Consider the following 21,678-nt stretch of genomic DNA (forward strand, 5'->3'; position numbering starts at 1 on the left):
CAAAGTCATCTTTTATGGGCTTTTACCCCATGAGAGAGAAGGCTCACCACGTGGGCGAGCCCACAGCCGCATCCGCGCACGCGCCACAGACACAAGCGGGCGGGCGGCGCATCAGCACGCGCCGCCCGCCCGCCCGTTGACCAGGGCTTCTCCAAAGACCCAGGAGTACGCCTACGAAACCACCGCCGTGTTCGGTGAGTTGGCGACCCGCTCGGTGCTCTCGTCGTCGCCGACGGCGATGCCGCGCCGCTTGGAGATGTACACGGAGACGACGATCACCACGAGCGCGAGGAGCGAGATCATGATCCGTACGCCCAGGTTCTTGTCCGTGCCGTAGGAGAACTTGATCACCGCGGGCGCGATGAGCAGCGAGACCAGGTTCATGACCTTCAGCAGCGGGTTGATCGCCGGTCCCGCGGTGTCCTTGAAGGGGTCGCCGACCGTGTCACCGATCACCGTGGCCGCATGGGCCTCGCTGCCCTTGCCGCCGTGGTGGCCGTCCTCCACCAGCTTCTTGGCGTTGTCCCAGGCGCCACCGGAGTTGGCGAGGAACACCGCCATCAGCGTGCCCGCGCCGATCGCACCGGCGAGATAGGAGCCGAGCGAGCCGACGCCGAGCGTGAAGCCGACGAAGATGGGCGCCATCACGGCGAGCAGACCCGGCGTGGCCAGTTCCCTGAGGGCGTCCTTGGTGCAGATGTCGACGACCTTGCCGTACTCGGGCTTCTCCGTGAAGTCCATGATCCCGGGCTTCTCGCGGAACTGCCGCCGCACCTCGAACACCACCGAACCGGCTGAGCGCGACACGGCGTTGATGGCCAGTCCGGAGAAGAGGAAGACCACCGCGGCGCCCGCGATGAGGCCGACGAGGTTGTTGGGCTGGGAGATGTCCAGGGACAGACTCATCGGCGCACCGGGGCCGGTGAGTTTCTCCCCGACGTCCTGCACGTTGGTGGTGATCGCGTCGCGGTACGACCCGAACAGCGCCGACGCGGCGAGCACGGCGGTGGCGATGGCGATGCCCTTGGTGATGGCCTTGGTGGTGTTGCCGACCGCGTCCAGGTTGGTGAGCACGCGGGCGCCCGCGCCCTCGACGTCGCCGGACATCTCGGCGATGCCCTGCGCGTTGTCGGAGACCGGTCCGAAGGTGTCCATGGCGACGATCACGCCGACCGTGGTGAGCAGTCCGGTGCCGGCCAGCGCGACCGCGAACAACGCCAGCATGATCGACGTGCCGCCGAGCAGGAACGCGCCGTACACGCCGAGGCCGATGAGCAGCGCGGTGTAGACGGCCGACTCCAGGCCCACCGAGATGCCGGACAGCACGACGGTGGCCGGGCCCGTGAGGGAGGTCTTGCCGATGTCCCGCACCGGGCGGCGGTTGGTCTCGGTGAAGTAGCCGGTCAGCTGCTGGATGACGGCGGCGAGCAGGATGCCGATCGCCACCGCGACCAGGGCGAGGATTCTCGGGTCGCCGTTCTTGGCCTTGATCGCCGTGTCGGTCACCCCGGCGAGGTCGGAGTACTTCGACGGCAGATAGACGAAGACGGCGATCGCGACCAGCACCAGGGAGATCACCGCGGAGATGAAGAAGCCGCGGTTGATCGCCGTCATGCCGCTGCGGTCGGCGCGGCGCGGGGCGACCGCGAAGATGCCGATCATCGCGGTGACGACGCCGATGGCGGGCACGAGCAGCGGGAACGCCAGCCCGGAGTCGCCGAAGGCGACCTTGCCGAGGATCAGGGCGGCCACCAGGGTCACGGCGTACGACTCGAAGAGGTCGGCCGCCATGCCCGCGCAGTCGCCGACGTTGTCGCCCACGTTGTCGGCGATGGTCGCGGCATTGCGCGGATCGTCCTCCGGAATGCCCTGTTCGACCTTGCCGACCAGGTCGGCGCCGACGTCGGCGGCCTTGGTGAAGATGCCGCCGCCCACACGCATGAACATGGCGATCAGGGCGGCGCCGAGGCCGAAGCCCTCGAGCACCTTCGGCGCGTCGGCCGCGTACACCAGCACCACACAGGAGGCGCCCAGCAGGCCGAGCCCCACTGTGAACATGCCGACGACGCCGCCCGTGCGAAATGCGATCTTCATCGCGGTGTGTGAAACGGTGGTGAGATCCTTTTCCGGCTCTCCTGGAGCCGGTGTGGCCTCCCGGGCCGCCGCGGCGACCCGCACATTGCTGCGCACGGCGAGCCACATGCCGATATAGCCGGTGGCCGCGGAGAACGCCGCGCCGATCAGGAAGAACACTGATCGTCCGGCGCGCTGTTTCCAGTCGTCCGCGGGCAGCAGCATGAGCAGGAAGAAGACGACGGCGGCGAATGCGCCCAGCGTGCGCAACTGCCGGGCGAGATACGCCTTCGCACCTTCCTGGACCGCCTCGGCGATCCGTTTCATGCTGTCGGTGCCCTCGCCTGCGGCCAGTACCTGGCGTACCAGGATCCCCGCGACCACCAGTGCGGCCAGGGCGACTGCCGCGATGACGGCCACCATGATCCGGTTGTCGTCGGTCAGGACCGCCGCTGCGAGGGAAGTGGGGTGATCCGATTGAGGGATGGAAAGCCCCGCCATTCGTCCTCCTTGACGCTTGGGCTGAGCTCAAGATGTGGACGGATTCTAGGTACCTCTGAGTGATCTCAACAGTGCGCGGTAAACGGAATTAGCCTCAACGGGCTCATCAGCAAATGATCGCGATCCGGCCATCGAACCCGAATGAGCTAATGCCCTCGAACCATTGACGCGCCAGGAGCCGCTGCATTGCTGCTTGATCAATTCATCGGGGCCCCTGATCGTGAATTCATTCACTAATTCGTGGGCGTGTCGGAAAAACGCGAAGGGCCCTGCTCGGCAGGGCCCTCGAACGGTGGAACGGCAGCGCTCAGAGCAGCGCCGCGGCCGGCGGTGTGGTCGGCCAGGTCATGCGGATCCGGCCGCCGTCCTGTCCGGTGGTGACCTCGACGTCGTCGACGAGGCCGCTGATGACCGCGAGGCCCATCTCGTCCTCCTCGATCTCCGCCTCGGCCTCCTGCGTGGCGCCGGGCGCGCCGGACGGGGCATGCGGCGCCTCGTCGCCCACCTCGATGGAGAACTGTTTCTCCTCCTCGATCAGCGCCACCTTCACAGGCGCGCTGATGCCGCTGTTCTGGTGGAGTCCGACGGCGCGGGAGCAGGCCTCGCCCACGGCGAGCCGGACCTCGTCCAGGACGGCCTCGTCCACTCCTGCCCTGCGTGCCACCGCGGCCGCCACCAACCGGGCGGTCCGGACGTGCTCGGGCAGCGCGCTGAAGCGGAGTTCGACGGTGGCCATGCATCCCCCTCGCGACTACGGGCGTGCGGTCGGGGGCGGGGCCGCCAAACCCTCATCCCCTGCTGTGTTCCTGTGCCCAGGCCCCTTCGGCAGCCCGGACGGGACCGCCCGGCGTACGAGCTCCGGCGGGAGCCCGACGCCGGTGACGGGTCCAGGTCAGTCGGTGGCCGCCACCGCTTCCTCGACCGAGGTGTGGATCGGGAACACCTTGGTGAGGCCGGTGATACGGAAGATCTTGAGAATGCGCTCCTGGTTGCAGACCAGGCGCAGCGAGCCCTCGTGGGCACGCACGCGCTTCAGGCCGCCGACCAGCACGCCGAGCCCGGTGGAGTCGAGGAAGTCCACGCCCTCCATGTCGACGACGAGGTGAAAATTCCCGTCGTTCACCAGCTCGACCAGCTGCTCGCGCAGCTTGGGCGCGGTATACACGTCGATTTCGCCACCGACTCGGACGACCGTACGATCGCCGACGGTCTCGGTCGACAAGGACAGGTCCACGGATCCTCCAGCACCTTGCTATCGAGCGGTCGCCCCTCGGGCACCTCGGCTTGCGGCCCTCGGGACGCTTCGCCAGCCGCGATGGCATTCAATCACTTACCGGCAGGCGTGCACGACGCCTTGGCTCCATTGTCCGTCACGCCAGTGACACACTCGGTGCCGATGGCCAAGAATCACCGATCCGATCGATCCCCGGCGAACCCGGCGTCCCGCCCGTCTCCGGGCGTGGTCCTGGACCGGCTCGCCTCGGGGCCGAGCCGGTCTGCGCGCATCACTCATACGGAGCACTTGCCCCCGCGCGCGGGCCGCCATGCCGTCTGGCCTCACCGGATTCGGTCCGAGGTGATCGCGGCCGTTCAGGCGTGCGGTATCGAACACCCCTGGGCGCACCAGACGCTGGCCGCCGAGCACGCCCTGGACGGCGATTCGGTGGTCGTCGCCACCGGCACCGCCTCCGGCAAGTCCCTCGCGTATCTGGTGCCCGTCCTGTCCACCCTTCTGGATGGCTCCGAGGCGCCGAACGGCCGTGGCGCCACCGCCCTGTACCTGGCGCCCACCAAGGCACTCGCGGCGGATCAGTGCCGGTCGGTGAAGGAACTTTCACAACCTCTTGGCCATGCCGTACGCCCCGCGGTGTACGACGGCGACACCCCGTACGAGGAACGGGAGTGGATCCGCCAGTACGCCAACTACGTCCTGACCAACCCCGACATGCTGCACCGCGGGATACTCCCCTCCCACCCGCGCTGGTCCTCCTTCCTGAAGTCGCTCAAGTACATCGTCATCGACGAGTGCCACACCTACCGCGGCGTCTTCGGCTCGCACGTCGCCCAGGTACTGCGCCGGCTGCGCCGCCTGTGCGCCCGCTACGGCGCCTCGCCCGTCTTCCTGCTGGCCTCCGCCACCGCCGCCGAGCCCGCCGTCGCAGCGCGGCGGCTGACCGGCCTGCCGGTGGTCGAGGTCGCCGACGACGCCTCCCCGCGCGGGGAGGTCGTCTTCGCTCTTTGGGAGCCCCCGCTCACCGAACTGCACGGCGAGAAGGGCGCCCCCGTACGGCGTACCGCCACCGCCGAGACCGCCGACCTGCTCACCGACCTGACCGTGCAGGGCGTGCGCTCGGTCGCCTTCGTACGGTCCCGGCGCGGCGCCGAGCTGATCTCGGTGATCGCCCAGGAGAAGCTGGCCGAGGTCGACCGCTCCCTGGTCCGGCGGGTCGCGGCCTACCGCGGCGGCTACCTCCCCGAGGAGCGCCGCGCCCTGGAACGCGCCCTGCACTCCGGCGAACTCCTCGGCCTCGCCGCCACGACGGCCCTGGAGCTGGGCGTGGACGTCTCCGGCCTGGACGCCGTGGTCATCGCCGGCTATCCGGGCACGCGCGCGTCCCTGTGGCAGCAGGCGGGCCGCGCGGGCCGCTCCGGACAGGGCGCCCTCGCCGTCCTGGTCGCCCGCGACGACCCACTGGACACGTTCCTGGTCCACCACCCGGAGGCCCTGTTCGACCAACCGGTGGAATCCACCGTCCTCGACCCCGACAACCCCTACGTCCTCGCCCCGCACCTGTGCGCCGCCGCCGCGGAACTCCCACTGACCGAGGCGGACCTGGACCTCTTCGGCCCTGCCTGCGCGGATGTGCTGCCGCAGCTGGAGGCCGCGAAGCTGCTGCGCCGGCGGACGAAGGCCTGGCACTGGACGCGCCGGGAACGGGCCGCCGACCTGACCGACATCCGCGGCGCGGGCGGCCGCCCGGTGCAGGTCGTCGAGTCCGGCACGGGCCGTCTGCTCGGCACGGTCGACGCGGGCGCCGCGCACTCGACGGTCCACGAGGGCGCGGTCCATCTGCACCAGGGTCGCACCTACCTGGTGCGCTCGCTCGAACTGGAGGACTCCGTCGCCCTCGTCGAGCAGGCCGACCCGCCGTACTCCACGGTCGCCCGCGACACCACCTCGATCTCGGTCCTGGAGACGGACACCGAGATCCCGTGGGGCGCCGGACGCCTCTGCTACGGCTCGGTCGAGGTCACCAACCAGGTGGTCTCCTATCTGCGCAGACGCCTCATCACCGGCGAAGTGCTCGGCGAGACGAAACTCGACCTCCCTCCTCGTACGCTGCGCACCCGGGCGGTGTGGTGGACGGTCACCGACGACCAGCTGGACGAGGCCCGGATCACCCCGGAGATCCTCGGCGGCTCCCTGCACGCCGCCGAACACGCCTCCATCGGCCTGCTCCCCCTCTTCGCGACCTGCGACCGCTGGGACATCGGCGGCGTCTCGGTCCCGCTGCACCCCGACACCCTGCTGCCGACGGTCTTCGTGTACGACGGCCACCCCGGCGGCGCGGGCTTCGCCGAGCGTGCCTTCCGCACCGCCCGCGCCTGGCTCACCGCCACCCGCGAGGCCATCGCGTCCTGCGAGTGCGAGGCTGGCTGCCCGTCCTGCATCCAGTCCCCCAAGTGCGGCAACGGCAACGACCCACTGCACAAGAGGGGGGCGGTACGGCTCCTCACGGTGCTGTTGCGGGGAGCGCCGGGAGAGACGGAGGCCGAGGCGGGCCCGGCGGGCCTGGCGGGCCTGCAGGGCTCAGGGAATCCGGAGAACCCGGAGAACACGGGGGGCTCTGGGAGCTTGGGGGACCCGGAGAACCTGGGAGGCTCAGGTGCCTTGAGGGGCCCGGAGAGCCTGGGAGGCTCAGGGGCCTTGAGGGGCCCGGAGAGCCTGGGAGGCTCAGGGGCCTTGAGGGGCCCGGAGAGCCTGGGGAGCGACGGGAGCTCGGAGCGGGAGGGGAACTCGGCCGGGCCGGCTCCGGGACAGGTGCCCAGAGCTTGACCGCGGGCGACACCGGCTGCTCCTCCGACACCGGCCCCTCCCCCACCGATCCCCTCGGCAGGGCCCCGGCCGGCGCCGGTCCTGTCGGCGCGGATCGCTGCGGCACCGCACCCGACGGCCCCGCTCTGGCCCTGGCCCCCGCGGCGAACGGCCCCTTTCCCGAGGCCGCCGTGACGTCCGAGGTCTCGCCGACGATCGCGCACCGCACCAGCCGTACGCCCTGCGCCGCCGCCACCCGCCCGGCCCGCCCGCAGGCCGCCGTACTGCCCTCGGCCCAGTGGTCCGCCGCAGCGAGCGCCGCCAGGTCCGCGGCGCCGGCCGCCCGGTGCCGGACCACGACGGCCTGCCCGAGTGCGAGCACCGCGCCGAACACCACACAGAGCACGGCCATCGCCCCCAGGCTCCACACGGTGGCGGACCCCCGGTCGGACCGCAGCCGGTCCCGCACCCCCTCTCGCCTCACGACCCCGCCTCCCCGGCCCCTGTCGTCCGATCAGCCCCTGTCGTCTCCTCGGCCGGCGCGACGGCCTCCTCCCGAACCTCGAACGGCAGCCCGCTCAGCACCGGCGGCCTGGCCACCACCGTCACCCGCACCTGGTCGCCCTCGCGCCCGACGGTCACGCGCGCCCCGCGCGGCGCCGCCTCCCGGGTCACCGTCACCACCGCGTCGGGCGTGTCCTGACGGGCAGCGGCCCGGGCGCCGATGCGGGCGGCATCCACACACCGGATCTGCGCGGCCACCACGAGCAGCCCCCAGACCAGCGCCATCGTGAACGCCACCAGCACACACAGCGCCACGGCCGCCTCCGCGGTCACGAACCCCCGGTCCGCGCCTCGCTCACATCCGCGCACTGAGGGCCTTCTTCACGATGTCCTGCAGCTCCGCCCGGACCTGGCCGCTGGTGACGACCTCGTAGAGCAGCAAGGCGAACCCGACGGCCGCGATGATCCCCATCGCGTACTCGGACGTCACCATTCCGGCGTCCCTGCGCCCCTTCCCCCGCAGCCGTACCGCCGCTGCCTCGATCTTCCTGCGCATTCCAACCCCCATGAGATTCAGGTCTTTTGTTCTTTTTCTTCCGTTCCTGCCCGGTCTCGTTCGCCCTCGTACCGCCTCACCTCCCTCCCACCACGCCCCCCGCGAGTCCGATCACGACGGGCAGCACACCGACCGCGATGAAGGCGGGCAGGAAGCACAGACCCACCGGCGCGGAGATCAGTACGGCCGCGCGCCGGGCCCGGGCCGTCGCGGTACGGGCCCACTGCGCACGGGCGTCCGAGGCGAGACGGGCGGCCGGACCGGCCGCCGGGAGCCCGGACTCGTCAGCCCGCTCCAGCAGCCGCGCCAGGGCCCCGGCGCCGGGCAGCTCGGCCAACCGCCGCCAGGCGGCCGCCGGTTCACCGCCGAGGCGCACCTCGGCCGCGCCCTGCGCCAACGCCTGCCCCACCGGCCCGTCGAGCGCCTCCCCCACCGCCTGGGCGGCGATCACCGGGCCGGCACCGGCCGCAACACAGGCAGCCAGCAGGTCGGCCGCGAGCGGGAGTTGGCGGGTGGCCGCGGCCTCGTCGACCGGCGCCGCCCGGCCTGCCGCCGCCTGCCGGCTGCGCCAGCGCCACAGCACGACCCCGGTCCCCAGTCCCAGGACGGCCCCGGTCACGCCGCCGACCAGGACCCAGGTGCCGCACACCGCCCCGGCCGGCGGCAGCCACCACCGCGCAGCGTCCGCCGCCGCGAACCGCGACCTGGGCGCCGGAACCTCCCGGCCCAGCAGCTCGGCCACCCGACGCCGTGCCCGACGCCGCCGCCGGACCAGATCCAACCGCCAAACCGCCCAGCCGAGGGCCGGCGTCACGCCCCCGAACATCCCCAACCTGTGGACAACGTCCCCGCTCATGCCGCCCGCTCTCCCCACATGTCCCGACCCGAGGCACCCGTCGCACGCCGGGCCCCGCTCACCACTCCACCGCTCACCACTGCGTCCGCTCTCCCCACGGGTCCCAGCCCGAGGCACCCATTCCGCACCGGCCACCACACGGCTCACTCACCCCTCCCCCGTTCACACCGTCCCCGCCGCCCGCACGATCCGCACCGCCCACCACATCCCGGCCGCCTCGAACACCGACCCGGCTGCCAGGCAGGCGAGACCGGGGCCGGTGTGGAGCAGTACGTGGAGCGGGGCCGCGCCCATCGCCGAGCCGAGGAGCAGGCCGAGGGCGGGCAGGACGGCGAGCAGCACCGTGGTCGCCCGGGCGCCCGCCAACTGGGCTCGCAGGTCCGCTCGTTGGTCGCGCTCGGCGCGCAGGGCCGCGTCCAGCCGGTCCAGGCCGGCCGCGAGTCCGGCACCCTGGTCCACGGCCACCCGCCAGCACGCGGCCAGCCCGAGCAGGCCCTCGGCGCCCGGTTGCCGGGCCGCCGCGGCGAGCGCGCCGGGTACGTCTCCGCCGAACCGCGCCGCCGCGACCACGGTCGCCTGCGCCTCGCCCAGCCCGCCGGAGTCCTGTGCCGCCCGCAGCAGCGCCTCGCCCGGCTGCCGTCCGGCGCGCACCTCCCCGGCGAGCGCCCCGCACAGGGCGATCACCGCGTCCGCCCGCCGCTCCCGGACGCGCCGGGCCTGGCGCGCCAGCCGCACCCGGCGCAACACCGGCACTCCGGCCGCCCCCGCGGCTACCGGAATCACCGAGGCCCCCAGCAGCCCGAGCATCAGGCCGGCCACGAGCGCCCACCACTCGGCCCCCAAGCGGCCGCGCAGCCGCCGTAGTTCCGTGCGGGCCTGGTCCCAGGAGGGCGGGCCGATCGCCACCGCTCCGCCGCCCGCGAGCAGCAGCCGCGCCCGCCGCACCCCGTAATGAGGCCCGCCCAGCAGCCAGACCAGCGCGCCGAGACAGAGCAGCGCGGCCGTCATGGACGTCTCACCGGTCACTTCCGTCACCTTTCTCAGCCCTCCCCGAACACGAGTCCTCCCCGAACTCCCCCGCGGCCCCCAAGAGGCACCGCAGCCGCTCCCAGCCCCGCTCCCGCACGAAGGCCCGCTCGCCCCAGCGCAGGGCCGGCACCGTCCGGACCAGCCCCGTGGCGTCCCGCTCCAGTACGTGCACCTCGGCGATCCGGCGCCGCCCGGACCGGTCCCGTACGAGATGCACGACCACGGAGAGCGCGGCCGCCAGTTGGCTGTGCAGTGCGGCCCGGTCGAGCCCGGCGGCCGTGGCCAGCGCTTCCAGGCGGGCCGGTACGTCTGCGGCGGCATTGGCGTGGACCGTGCAACAGCCGCCCTCATGGCCCGTGTTGAGAGCCGCGAGCAGATGCACGACCTCGGGTCCGCGGACCTCTCCGACGACCAGCCGGTCGGGGCGCATCCGCAGCGCCTGCCGGACGAGGTCCTCCAGGGTGACCAGTCCGGCACCCTCCTGGTTCGCGGGCCGGGTCTCCAGCCGGACGACGTGCGGGTGGTCCGGGCGCAGCTCGGCCGAGTCCTCGGCGAGCACGATCCGCTCGCCCGCGCCGACCAGGCCCAGCAGTGCGCTGAGCAGGGTCGTCTTGCCGCAGCCGGTTCCGCCGCTGACGAGGAAGGAGAGCCGGGCCGCCAGCAGCGCCCGCAGGATCCGGTCGCCGCCGGGCGGCACCGTGCCGGCCTCGACCAGTTCCTCCAGCGTGAACGCCCGGGGCCGTACGACCCGCAGGGCCAGGCAGGTACAGCCGACGGCGACCGGGGGCAGCACCGCGTGCAGCCTCGTTCCGTCGGGCAGCCGGGCGTCCGCCCACGGCCGGGCGTCGTCCAGCCGGCGTCCGGCCACCGTGGCCAGCCGCTGCGCGAGGCGTCGCACGGCCGCCGCGTCGGGGAAGGTCACCGGGGTCAGCTCCAGTCCCCCGCCGCGGTCCACCCACACCCGGTCCGGGGCGGACACCAGGACGTCGGTGACGTCCGGGTCGGCGAGCAGCGGCTCCAGGGGGCCGGAGCCGACGAGTTCGGACCTCAGCTGCCGGGCCGCGCCGAGGACCTCGGCGTCGCCGAGCACCCGGCCCTGTTCGCGCAGGGCCTGGGCCACGCGCGCGGGGGTGGGTTCGGCGCCGCTCTCGGCCAGCCGGCGCCGGACGCCGTCGAGCAGGGCGGCGCCGTCCGCGCGGTCGAGTCCGGGGAGGCTCATCGGGTGCCTCCGGCCTCGACCAGCGCGCGTTCCCAGAAGTTCGCGCAGAAGCGGGCGAGCGGGCCGCGGCCGGTCGCGGCGGGCGGTTTCGCGCCGCCCTGCGGGCGCAGCAGCGGCGGTTCGACCGGTACCTCACCGGCCAGTGGCAGGCCGAGCAGGCGGGCCACCTCCCGGTCGTCCAGGCCCGGTGCGTACGGCCCGCGCACCGCCACGCGCACGTCGCGCACGACCATGCCGACGGCCGAGGCGACCCGCCCTGCGGCCGCGACCGCGCGCAGCTCGGCGGGGACGACGAGCAGCGCCAGGTCGAGCTGGGCGAGGGCTTCGGCGACCCCGTCGTCGAGCCGGCGGGGCAGGTCGACCACGACCGTGCCGCCGCGCCGCCGTGCTGCGGCGAGCACCGCGCGCACCGCCTGCGCCGGGATGGCGACGCAGTCCCCGCGGTCCCAGCTCAGCACCCGCAGGGAGTGCAGTTCGGGCAGCGACTCCTCCAGGGCGCCGCCGCCGACCCGGCCGCGCGAGGCGGCGAAGGCGGGCCAGCGCAGCCCGTCGGCGCTCTCGCCGCCGAGGAGTACATCGAGTCCGCCACCGAGCGGATCGGCGTCCACGAGGAGGGTGCGCAGTCCCTCGCGCGCGGAGGTGACGGCGAGCGCGCACGCGAGCGTGGAGGCGCCGGCCCCGCCCCGGCCGCCGATCACCCCGACGGTGAGGGCCGGGCGGCCGACGCCCTCGGCGACGTCGGCGATCCGGTCGACCAGCCACTGCTCGCCGTCGGGCAGCATCAGGACATGGTCCGCGCCGATCTCCACGGCGCGTTTCCACACCCCCGGGTCGTCCTGGTCGCGGCCGACCAGCACCACTCCGCGCCGCCGCGGAGCCGCGCCGACCCGGCGGGCGGCGTCGTCGCCGACCAGCACCAGCGGGGCCGACTGCCAGCCATCGCCGTTGTCGGGCACGCCGTGGTGGACCTCGGGTGTGGCGCCCGCGGCCGCGCACAGGCGCAGCAGGTCGTCCAGGAGTTCGGCGTCCTCGGTGACGATGAGCGGCCGGTCCTGCCTGTCTCCGGTGCCGGGCGGCGGGTCGTGAGTGACGGTTCCGGTCACGAGTGGTTCCCCCTTCGCTGCGCGGGCCGCGCAGCCTCTGCGGCCACGCGAATCCCAAAGGTGTGAAGAACCGCCAAGCGGCCCCCCATATGAACGGCCGACAGAAACCGGCCAAACGCGCTCCGGCAATCGGAACCGGCCATGAACTCGCCGCGGCCCGAGCGCGCTGGAATCACGGTGCAGCGATCCGCGAAATCATGTGGATCTTGGTGGAAAACTGTGGACGACTCGGAGGCTGTGAATATCGCCATCACCCATACCGGTGACCTCTGTGCCGATCCCTGTGCGACTTCCACAGAGCAGCGCGATGATTACCACGAGTGACGAATCATGGGCATGCGGAAGCGGCGGCCACGGCGGCACGCTGTCGGCCCCGCGGCCGCACAAGGAAAGGGAGGAAGGGAGAAAACCCGCCCGGACATGCGACGACCCCCGCCGGGGGGGAGAGCGGGGGTCGTCCCCACGGCCGACTCGGGGGGGGAGGAGTCGGACCGGGTTAGCACGGTCGCGAACGATCCGTGACTTCCATGGTGTACCCGAGAGCCCTCTCAGGCAAACCCACGCGCCCCACCTTACGCCGAATGGTGGGCGCCTATGCTCGGGGACGTGGAAAACCACTCCTTGCCCCGCGCAGCGGCCTTCTTTGACCTGGACAAGACGGTCATTGCGAAGTCGAGCACACTCACGTTCAGCAAGTCCTTCTACCAAGGTGGGCTGATCAACCGCAGGGCCGCGCTGCGTACCGCATATGCCCAGTTCGTCTTCCTGGCCGGCGGCCTGGACCACGACCAGATGGAGCGCATGCGCGCGTATCTGTCCGACCTGTGCCGCGGCTGGAACGTGCAGCAGGTGCGGGAGATCGTCGCCGAGACCCTGCACGACCTGATCGACCCGATCATCTACGACGAGGCGGCCTCCCTCATCGAGGAGCACCACACGGCCGGGCGGGACGTGGTGATCGTGTCCACCTCGGGCGCCGAGGTGGTCGAGCCGATCGGTGAACTGCTGGGCGCGGACCGGGTGGTGGCCACGCGCATGGTCGTCGGCGAGGACGGCTGCTTCACCGGGGAGGTGGAGTACTACGCCTACGGCCCGACCAAGGCCGAGGCGATCCGGGAACTCGCCGCGTCCGAGGGCTACGACCTCGAGCGCTGCTACGCCTACAGCGACTCCGCGACCGATCTGCCGATGCTCCAGGAGGTCGGGCACCCGCACGCGGTGAACCCGGACCGCGCACTGCGCCGCGAGGCGGTCGCGCACGGTTGGCCGATTCTGGAGTTCCGCAAGCCGGTCCCGCTCAAGAAACGGCTGCCCACGTTCTCCGTGCCGCCCCGGCCGGCGCTCGTCGCGGCGGCGGCCGTTGGAGCTGCGGCCGCGACAGCCGGTCTCGTCTGGTACGCCAACCGGCGCCGCTCCACGGCCTGACTGGCGCCCGTTTCAACCCCGTTTGAACCTGAAAGTAAAGAAGTGCAGGCAGGGGTTCCGCTTCCTCTGGGCTCGCGGTAGAAAGAACATAGGCCCGCGAGACCAGAGGACATCCGCGAGGATCACCTGTCACTACGCACTTGGCCACACGGACCCTGCATGAACATCGGGCACCCACGCGACGTCGACCCGTCGATTACGGGCCAGCAGCACCAGGTGACGGGCAAAGTTCCCCGACCTGATGGGCACATATCGAGGACGCTTGGTAACCCGGTGAGCATGCCAGCGGCGGTACGAGGACTCGTACCGCCGCAACTCTTGTCCGGATATTTTCCGGGACTCCCCTGGGATTCCCCGGAGTTCCCTCAGGCCGCACCGCGCTGCAGTGCCTCGCACACGGCCGTCGACTCGCGCGCACCCAGCTCGATCGCCCTGCCGCAGTGGGCGATCCAGGCCGCCATGCCCTCAGGGGTGCCGGAGGCATATCCGTCCAGCGCCGCCAGGTAGGAGGCGCGGCCCAGTTCGGCATGGCCGACCTCGGCCGGGCAGATCGCCTTGGGGTCCAGGCCGCTGCCGATCAACACGATCCGCTCGGCGGTGCGTGCGACCAGGCCGTTGTGGGACACGAAGGGCCGCAGTGCGAGCAGCTCGCCGTGCACCACGGCGGCCGTCACCAGCGCGGGCGCGGACGTCCCGGCGATGATCAGGTCCGCGAGCCCCTCCAGCCGGCCGGAGACCTCCTGGGCGTCCGGCAGCGGCAGCTCGATCAGCGGCTCGTCCACCGCCTCACCGGCCTGGCGCGGCCTGCCGATCTCGTCACCCTTGCCCGCCGCGGCCACCAGGTGCAGTCGCGCCAGCACCCGTAGGGGTGACTGCCGCCAGATGGACAGCAGCTGCCCCGCTTCCGCCGACAGCCTGAGGGCGGCGCCCATGACGCGCGCCTCGTCGTCGACGCCGAAGTCGGTGCGCCGCCGCACCTCCTCCAGGGCCCAGTCGGCGCCGGACAGCGCAGCGGAGCCGCGGGAGCCGCGCAGGGCGGCCTCGGCGGTGATCTCGGTGCTGCGGCGCCGCATGATCCGGTGCCCGTAGACCCGGTCCACGGCCTTGCGCACGGACTCCACGGAGTCGGCGACACCGGGCAGGGAGCCCAGGGCCGCGAGCGGGTCGGCGTTCGCGCCTGTCGTACTCATGAGTACGACCCTACGCACCGCGGCGGCCCGCCCCTCGAAGGAGTGGTCTTCTTCACTTCTCCATGACACATACAGCCATCACCCGACTACTGTTGGTGAACATGAAAATTGCTTTCGTTGGGAAGGGCGGCAGCGGCAAGACCACCCTCTCCTCTCTCTTCATCCGCCACCTGGTCGCCGCCGGCGCCCCGGTGGTCGCCATCGACGCGGACATCAACCAGCACCTCGGTCCCGCGCTCGGCCTCGATGAGACGGAGGCGGCCGCACTGCCCGCCATGGGCGAACGGCTGGCACTGATCAAGGACCATCTGCGCGGCAGCAATCCGCGTATCCGCTCCGCCGCCACGATGATCAAGACGACCCCGCCCGGCGAGGGCTCGCGGCTGGTCCGGGTGCGGGAGCCGAATCCGGTCTACGACGCCTGCGCACGGCCGGTGGAACTCGACGGCGGCGCCGTCCGTTTGATGGTCACGGGCCCCTTCACGGACGCCGACCTGGGGGTCGCCTGCTACCACTCCAAGACGGGAGCGGTGGAGCTGTTCCTGAACCACCTCGTCGACGGCCCCGACGAGTACGTCGTGGTGGACATGACGGCGGGTTCGGACTCCTTCGCCTCCGGCATGTTCACCCGCTTCGACATGACGTTCCTCGTAGCCGAGCCGACCCGGAAGGGAGTCTCCGTCTATCGCCAGTACAAGGAGTACGCCCGCGACTTCGGCGTCGCCCTGAAGGTCGTCGGCAACAAGATCCAGGAACAGGACGACATCGACTTCCTGCGCGCGGAGGTCGGCGACGACCTGCTCGTGACCTTCGCCGGCTCGGACTGGGTGCGCGCCATGGAGAAGGGCCGGCCGCCCCGGTTCGACCTCCTGGAGGAGGCCAACGCCCGCGCCCTGCACACCCTGCGGGCCACCGCGGACGCCACGTACGAGCTGCGGGACTGGGAGCGCTACACCCGCCAGATGGTGCACTTCCACCTGAAGAACGCCGAGGCGTGGGGCAATGAGCGCACCGGGGCCGACCTGGCCGCACAGGTCGATCCCGGCTTCGTGCTCAGCGAAGACATCGGCGCGGGTGTGACAACTCCCGTATGACGCCTACTGCTTGACCGCCGGGGCCCCCGGCACGCCCTTCGGCGCCGGGGCCGGGCGGCCGGACAGGAAGGACGCCCAGCCCGGTCGGGGAGCCTCGCCCACCTGCAGGGTGCGCAGCTTCTCCAGGACCTTCGGGTCCTGGGCGTCCAGCCAGTCGGCCAGCTGGTGGAAGGACACGCAGCGTACGTCGGGCTTGTTGCACACCTCCTTGATCGTGTCCTCGACGGCGTGCATGTAGGTGCCGCCGTTCCAGGACTCGAAGTGGTTGCCGATGACCAGCGGCGCGCGATTGCCTTCATAGGCCCGGTAGAAGCCCTTGACGAGGCCGTCGCGCATCTGGTCGCCCCAGTAGTCGAACTTGTCCGGGTCGCCCTGGGTCTTGGTGCCGGACTGGTTGACCATGAAGTTGTAGTCCATGGTCAGCTGCTCAAAGGTGTGTCCGGGGAAGGGCACCAGCTGCATCGACAGGTCCCACAGGCCCTCCTTCTTCTTGGGCCAGACCTGCTCGTTGACGCCGCTGGAGTCGTAGCGGAAGCCCAACTGGCGGGCCGCCTTCATGAAGTTCTGCTGGCCCTCCAGGCAAGGGGTGCGGGCACCGATCAGCTCCTTGTCGTAATCGAAGGGCAGCGGAGACGACTTCTTCATGCCGGTGTTGGTCTTCCAGGTCTTCACGAACTGCTTGGCCTGGGCAATCTCGCTCTTCCACTCGTCCACGGACCAGGTGCCGACCCCACCGTCGGGCCCGCAGAAGTGGCCGTTGAAGTGGGTGCCGATCTCGTTGCCCTCGAGCCAGGCGAGCCGGGCCTGTTTGACGGTGTCGGCGATCCCCTTCTCGTCGTTGAAGCCGATGTCGGAACTACCCTGCGCATGCTGGGGCGGTTTGTACTGCTCGCGCTTGTCCTTCGGCAGCATGTACACGCCGCTGAGGAAGTACGTCATGGTCGCGTGGTTCTCCTTGGAGACCTTGCGGAAGTGCGAGAACAGCTTCTGGCGGTCCTCGCCCGCACCGTCCCAGGAGAAGACGACGAACTGCGGCGGCTTCTGACCGGGCTTCAGCCGCTCGGGTCTGGGCAGATACGGCTGCGAGCCGGTGTACGCGGTCGATCCGTCGCCGATCAGCCGGAGCACACTCCGGGGCGCCGGGGCCCCCTTCTGCGGACCGGATGCTCCTTTCTTCGAGCCGTGGGAGCCAGTCGCGCAACCGGCGAGCGACGAGGCACAGGCCGCGGCGATCACAACGCCGACGGCGATCCTCTGGGTGGCGGTCATGCTCCGCCCACCTTCTTCCTTCTCTCAGGCGAGTGCTGACGTGGGCTGTTTTCTGGGGATATGCCGGGACTACACCGGCAGCGCCGCCAAGATCGCATGAGAGCGAGAAGGGATTAGCACGACAAGCCGATCAAATGATTAGTTCCCCGACACGAGTGACTGACTGAGCCATTTGCACCGAAACGTTATGCACTGCCTTTACGTGTCATTACGCTCCATTTACCAACGTTGATCCATCCCGCCCAGTCCGTGACCGTGCCGCCCCGGAGGAGACGGGAACATGTCAGCCTGCGCACCCCCGCACCCCCAGCACCCGCATCCACCGCACGGTCCGCCGCCGAACCACCGGCCCCGCCTCCCCACAGCGGCCGCCGGCCTTTCCGCGTCCGTCGCCGTCTTCCTGATCGCCCTGCCCCTGTCCCTCGGCATCGCCCTGGCCACCGGCGCCCCGCTGCAGGCCGGTCTCGTCGCTGCGGCCGTGGGCGGACTCGTCACCGGCCGGCTCGGTGGCTGCCCGCTCCAGGTCAGCGGGCCCGCCGCGGGGCTCACCGTGGTCACCGCCGACCTGATCCACCGCTACGGCTGGCGGGCGACCTGCGGCATCACCGTCCTCGCCGGACTCACCCAGCTCGGCCTCCGCTGTCTGCGAGTGGCGCGCGGCGCGCTCGCGGTCAGCCCCGCCGTGGTGCACGGCATGCTCGCCGGGATCGGCATCACCCTCGCCGTCGCGCAGCTGCACATCGTCCTCGGCGGCAGCCCGGACAGCTCCGTCCTGGCCAACCTGCGGGCGCTGCCCGCCCAGTTGGCCCACGTGCATCCGGCCGCCGTCTCGATGAGCGCGCTGACGCTCGCCCTCCTGCTGGTCTGGCACCGGCTGCCCGGCCGCCCGGGCAAGCTGCTGCGCGGAGTGCCGGCCGCGCTCGTGGCCGTGGCCGGGGCCACCGCGACGGCGGCCCTCGCCGGGCCGGCCCTGCCCCGGGTCGAGCTGCCGTCCTGGCGCAGCCATGCCCTGGCCGGACTGCCTGAGGGCCCGGTGCTCGGGCTCGTCGCCGCCGTGCTCACCACCACCCTGGTGTGCAGCGTGCAGTCGCTGCTCGGCGCGGTGACCGTGGACAGGCCGGCCGCGGCTCGCCCCGGCCCCGTCTCCCGGGCCGGCCGCTCCGACCTCGACCGGGAGCTGCTGAGTCAGGGAGCCGCCAACATCGTCGCCGGGGCGCTCGGCGGACTGCCGGTCGCCGGGGTGGCCGTGCGCAGTACCGCGAATGTGAACTCCGGTGCCCTGAGCCGGAACTCCACAATGCTGCACGGCGTTCTCGTAGTAGTCGCCGCGCTGCTGATGGTCCCGATCCTGGCGGAGATCCCGCTCGCCTCCCTCGCCGCCCTGGTGATGGCCGTCGGTATCCAGATGGTGTCCCTGCACCACATCCGCACGGTGACGCGCCACCGAGAAGTGCCGGTCTACGCCGCGACCGCACTCGGCGTGGTGTTCCTCGGCGTCCTTCAGGGCGTGCTCCTCGGCGTCGCCGTGGCGGTCGCCGTCGCCCTGCACCGCCTCACCCGCACCCGCATCACCCACGAAGAGAAGGAAGGAGTCCATCACGTACGAATCCAAGGCCAGTTGACGTTCCTCGCGGTGCCCCGGCTCAGCCGAGCCCTGCATCTCGTACCCCAAGGCGCCCACGCCGTCGTGGAGTTGGACGTATCGTTCATGGACCACGCGGCGTACGAGTCGCTGCAGGACTGGACGTGTGCCCACACCGCGCGAGGCGGCACTGCCGAGCTGTCGGGCCGGCGCGGCGGAATCCGGACCGCCGAGCCACCCCCGTCCGCCGGGTGCGGTTGCCGGCCCTGGACGTCCTGGCGCACTCACCGGTCCTGCTTCCCGGAATCCGCCGCCGCCCCGGCGGACCAGGACGCGGCGCGGGAGCTGGCCCGTGGGATCGCCTCGTTCCAGCGCAACACCGCGCCGCTGGTGCGGGCGGAGCTGGCGCGGCTCGCCCGGGCAGGGCAGCGGCCCGCACAGCTCTTCCTCACCTGTGCCGATTCCCGGATCGTCACGTCGATGATCACCGCCAGTGGTCCCGGCGACCTGTTCGTCGTCCGCAACGTCGGCAACCTGGTGCCGGCGCCGGGCGAGGAACGCGGCGACGACTCGGTGGCGGCCGCCGTCGAGTACGCCGTGGAGGTGCTCGGGGTGCGCTCCATCACCGTGTGCGGGCACTCGGGATGCGGGGCGATGCAGGCGCTGTTGACCGCGAGCGGGGCGGGCGGCAGCACCCCGTTGCGGCGCTGGCTCCGGCACGGTCTGCCGAGTCTGGCGCGGCTGGCCGAGGACCGCCGCGCCCGGCCCCGGCTCGCCGGCCGACTCCCGGCGGACGCGGTGGAGCAGCTGTGTCTGGTCAACGTGGTCCAGCAGCTGGAGCATCTGCGGGCGCACACCCCGGTGGCCCGGGCGCTGGCCCGGGGCGAGCTGGAGCTGCACGGGATGTACTTCCACGTGGGCGAGGCGCAGGCGTATCTGCTGGCGGGGAGCGAAGAGGACGGGCTGTTCGAGGGCGTCACGGGGAGGATCACGGAAGGGGTGGTCGCAGGGGAGGCACACAGTCCGACGTGAGGGAACGGCACTTCGGCAGGGGCACTTGGACAGGTCTAAACCAATTTCCCGGTCGGCTCTTGTCATCGGACCCCCGCGTCTGATGAGCTGTGGCCCGGGACACAACGGACACCCTTCGAGAGGGAGATGTCGTGAGCAACGAGAGCCTGGCCAACCTGCTCAAGGAAGAACGCAGGTTCGCGCCTTCCGCCGACCTGGCCGCGCATGCCAACGTCACCGCGGAGGCGTATGCACAGGCCAAGGCTGACAGGCTCGGCTTCTGGGCCGAGCAGGCCCGCCGGCTGACCTGGGCCAAGGAGCCTACCGAGACGCTGGACTGGTCGAACCCGCCGTTCGCGAAGTGGTTCAAGGACGGCGAACTGAACGTCGCGTACAACTGCGTGGACCGGCATGTGGAGGCAGGTCTCGGAGACCGTGTCGCCATCCACTTCGAGGGTGAGCCCGGCGACAGCCGCTCGATCACCTATGCCGAGTTGAAGGACGAGGTCTCCAAGGCTGCCAACGCGCTGCTCGAACTGGGTGTCCGCAAGGGCGACCGGGTCGCCATCTACATGCCGATGATCCCCGAGACCGCGATCGCGATGCTGGCCTCGGCCCGGATCGGCGCCGCCCACTCGGTGGTCTTCGGCGGCTTCTCGGCGGACGCGCTCGCGACGCGCATCCAGGACGCGGACGCCAAGGTCGTCATCACCGCCGACGGCGGTTACCGGCGCGGCAAGCCCTCCGCGCTCAAGCCCGCCGTGGACGAGGCGATCACCAAGGTCGACAACGTCGAGCACGTGCTGGTGGTGCGCCGTACCGGCCAGGACGTGGCCTGGAACGGCGAGCGGGACCACTGGTGGCACGACCTCGTCGAGCGTCAGCCGGCCGAGCACACCGCGGAGGCGTTCGAGGCGGAGCACCCGCTGTTCATCCTCTACACCTCCGGCACGACCGGTAAGCCGAAGGGCATCCTGCACACCTCCGGCGGCTACCTGACCCAGGCGGCGTACACGCACTGGGCGGTCTTCGACCTCAAGCCGGAGACGGACGTGTTCTGGTGCACGGCCGACGTCGGCTGGGTCACCGGGCACTCGTACATCGTGTACGGCCCGCTGGCCAATGGCGCGACGCAGGTCATGTACGAGGGCACGCCGGACACCCCGCACCAGGGCCGGTTCTGGGAGATCGTGCAGAAGTACGGGGTCACGATCCTCTACACGGCGCCGACGGCGATCCGGACGTTCATGAAGTGGGGCGACGACATCCCCGCCAAGTTCGACCTGAGCAGCCTGCGGATCCTGGGGTCCGTCGGCGAGCCGATCAACCCCGAGGCGTGGATCTGGTACCGCAAGAACATCGGCGCGGACCGGACGCCCGTCGTGGACACCTGGTGGCAGACCGAGACCGGCGCCATGATGATCTCGCCGTTGCCGGGTGTCACCGACGCCAAGCCCGGTTCCGCGCAGACCCCGCTGCCCGGCATCAGCGCGACCGTCGTCGACGACGAGGCGCGCGAGGTGCCCGACGGCGGCGGTGGCTATCTGGTGCTGACCGAGCCGTGGCCGTCGATGCTGCGCACCATCTGGGGCGACGACCAGCGGTTCATCGACACCTACTGGTCCCGTTTCGAGGGCAAGTACTTCGCCGGTGACGGGGCGAAGAAGGACGACGACGGCGACATCTGGCTCCTCGGCCGGGTCGATGACGTGATGCTCGTGTCGGGCCACAACATCTCGACCACCGAGGTGGAGTCGGCGCTCGTCTCCCACCCGTCGGTCGCCGAGGCGGCCGTCGTCGGGGCCACCGACGAGACCACCGGCCAGGCGATCGTCGCGTTCGTGATCCTGCGCGGTACGGCCGCGGAGACCGAGGGGCTCGTCGGCGAGCTGCGCGACCACGTGGGCGCCACGCTCGGCCCGATCGCCAAGCCGAAGCGGATCCTGCCGGTGGCCGAGCTGCCCAAGACCCGCTCCGGCAAGATCATGCGCCGGCTGCTGCGGGACGTGGCCGAGAACCGACAGCTCGGTGACGTCACCACGCTGACGGACTCCGCGGTCATGGACCTCATCCAGGCCAAGCTGCCGGCGGCGCCGAGCGAGGACTGACCGCCATCAGCCTTGGGGGCACCCGGCCGACAGGCTGGGTGCCCCTCCTCCGTTTACCGTGAGGATCACCGGTTTGCCGTGAGGATCACCGGTTCCGGACCGCTCCCTTTGAGACACCCGTC

Annotated in this window: 16 protein-coding genes and 1 pseudogene; 5 read left to right on the forward strand and 12 right to left on the reverse strand. The window is 71.4% G+C overall.

The genetic code is table 11. The annotated features are described in order from the left end of the window. Positions 1-171: 171 nt before the first annotated feature. The 3 genes from AB5L52_RS19920 to bldG form a co-directional block, all read right to left on the reverse strand. Positions 172-2,574 (reverse strand): sodium-translocating pyrophosphatase, encoded by a 2,403-nt coding sequence (locus AB5L52_RS19920; protein ID WP_369365353.1) that lies wholly within the window; start codon positions 2,572-2,574, stop codon positions 172-174. Positions 2,575-2,881: 307 nt separating this feature from the next. After that, positions 2,882-3,310, reverse strand: a complete 429-nt coding sequence (locus AB5L52_RS19925) for an ATP-binding protein (RefSeq protein WP_351026124.1) — start codon at positions 3,308-3,310, stop codon at positions 2,882-2,884. A gap of 156 nt (positions 3,311-3,466) precedes the next feature. Further along, complete coding sequence (gene bldG, locus AB5L52_RS19930; RefSeq protein ID WP_023547751.1) at positions 3,467-3,808, reverse strand: anti-sigma factor antagonist BldG; 342 nt, start codon at positions 3,806-3,808, stop codon at positions 3,467-3,469. 81 nt (positions 3,809-3,889) lie between these two features. Here bldG and AB5L52_RS19935 point away from each other — a divergent pair, with 81 nt between their 5' ends. After that, positions 3,890-6,631, forward strand: a complete 2,742-nt coding sequence (locus AB5L52_RS19935) for a DEAD/DEAH box helicase (protein ID WP_369365356.1) — start codon at positions 3,890-3,892, stop codon at positions 6,629-6,631. 109 nt (positions 6,632-6,740) lie between these two features. Here AB5L52_RS19935 and AB5L52_RS19940 read toward each other — a convergent pair. The 7 genes and pseudogenes from AB5L52_RS19940 to ssd form a co-directional block, all read right to left on the reverse strand. Beyond that, positions 6,741-7,022, reverse strand: a pseudogene (locus AB5L52_RS19940) (Rv3654c family TadE-like protein); the annotation flags it as partial. 68 nt (positions 7,023-7,090) lie between these two features. Then, the gene (locus AB5L52_RS19945; RefSeq protein ID WP_351026119.1) at positions 7,091-7,447 is read right to left on the reverse strand and encodes a TadE family type IV pilus minor pilin; all 357 of its coding nucleotides are present in this window, start codon (positions 7,445-7,447) and stop codon (positions 7,091-7,093) included. A gap of 22 nt (positions 7,448-7,469) precedes the next feature. Then, a complete protein-coding gene (locus tag AB5L52_RS19950; protein ID WP_351026118.1) occupies positions 7,470-7,670 on the reverse strand; it encodes a DUF4244 domain-containing protein in 201 nt (66 codons plus the stop codon). Between the two features lie 76 nt (positions 7,671-7,746). Then, positions 7,747-8,526 carry a type II secretion system F family protein gene (locus AB5L52_RS19955; RefSeq protein ID WP_351026116.1) on the reverse strand — a complete coding sequence of 260 codons (780 nt, stop codon included), beginning with the start codon at positions 8,524-8,526 and terminating at the stop codon, positions 7,747-7,749. A 162-nt stretch (positions 8,527-8,688) separates the two neighbouring features. Then, positions 8,689-9,534 (reverse strand): type II secretion system F family protein, encoded by an 846-nt coding sequence (locus tag AB5L52_RS19960; RefSeq protein WP_351026220.1) that lies wholly within the window; start codon positions 9,532-9,534, stop codon positions 8,689-8,691. Positions 9,535-9,541: 7 nt separating this feature from the next. Continuing rightward, positions 9,542-10,774: a TadA family conjugal transfer-associated ATPase gene (locus AB5L52_RS19965; protein WP_351572503.1), complete on the reverse strand. Its 1,233-nt coding sequence runs from the start codon at positions 10,772-10,774 to the stop codon at positions 9,542-9,544. After that, the gene (gene ssd, locus AB5L52_RS19970; protein ID WP_351026112.1) at positions 10,771-11,877 is read right to left on the reverse strand and encodes a septum site-determining protein Ssd; all 1,107 of its coding nucleotides are present in this window, start codon (positions 11,875-11,877) and stop codon (positions 10,771-10,773) included. Before ssd ends, AB5L52_RS19965 begins: the two co-directional genes overlap by 4 nt. A 594-nt stretch (positions 11,878-12,471) precedes the next feature. On the opposite strand from ssd, the gene AB5L52_RS19975 reads away from it, so the two are divergent. Beyond that, positions 12,472-13,302 (forward strand): HAD-IB family hydrolase, encoded by an 831-nt coding sequence (locus tag AB5L52_RS19975; RefSeq protein ID WP_351026110.1) that lies wholly within the window; start codon positions 12,472-12,474, stop codon positions 13,300-13,302. A gap of 365 nt (positions 13,303-13,667) precedes the next feature. On the opposite strand, the gene AB5L52_RS19980 is transcribed toward AB5L52_RS19975, so the two are convergent. Next, positions 13,668-14,492 (reverse strand): oxidoreductase, encoded by an 825-nt coding sequence (locus AB5L52_RS19980; RefSeq protein WP_369365360.1) that lies wholly within the window; start codon positions 14,490-14,492, stop codon positions 13,668-13,670. Positions 14,493-14,593: 101 nt separating this feature from the next. Between AB5L52_RS19980 and AB5L52_RS19985 the strand changes: the two genes are divergently transcribed. Continuing rightward, entirely contained in the window at positions 14,594-15,586 is a 993-nt protein-coding gene (locus tag AB5L52_RS19985) for an ATP-binding protein (RefSeq protein ID WP_351026106.1), read from the forward strand. Between the two features lie 3 nt (positions 15,587-15,589). On the opposite strand, the gene AB5L52_RS19990 is transcribed toward AB5L52_RS19985, so the two are convergent. Then, positions 15,590-16,855, reverse strand: coding sequence for a hypothetical protein (locus tag AB5L52_RS19990; RefSeq protein WP_369365362.1), 1,266 nt, complete (start codon positions 16,853-16,855; stop codon positions 15,590-15,592). 280 nt (positions 16,856-17,135) lie between these two features. On the opposite strand from AB5L52_RS19990, the gene AB5L52_RS19995 reads away from it, so the two are divergent. Then, positions 17,136-19,469 carry a SulP family inorganic anion transporter gene (locus AB5L52_RS19995; RefSeq protein ID WP_369365364.1) on the forward strand — a complete coding sequence of 778 codons (2,334 nt, stop codon included), beginning with the start codon at positions 17,136-17,138 and terminating at the stop codon, positions 19,467-19,469. Between the two features lie 131 nt (positions 19,470-19,600). Next, positions 19,601-21,556 (forward strand): acetate--CoA ligase, encoded by a 1,956-nt coding sequence (gene acs, locus AB5L52_RS20000; protein WP_369365366.1) that lies wholly within the window; start codon positions 19,601-19,603, stop codon positions 21,554-21,556. Positions 21,557-21,678: the final 122 nt, after the last annotated feature.

It is taken from the genome of Streptomyces sp. CG4, assembly GCF_041080655.1.
In the GTDB taxonomy this organism is placed as follows: domain Bacteria; phylum Actinomycetota; class Actinomycetes; order Streptomycetales; family Streptomycetaceae; genus Streptomyces.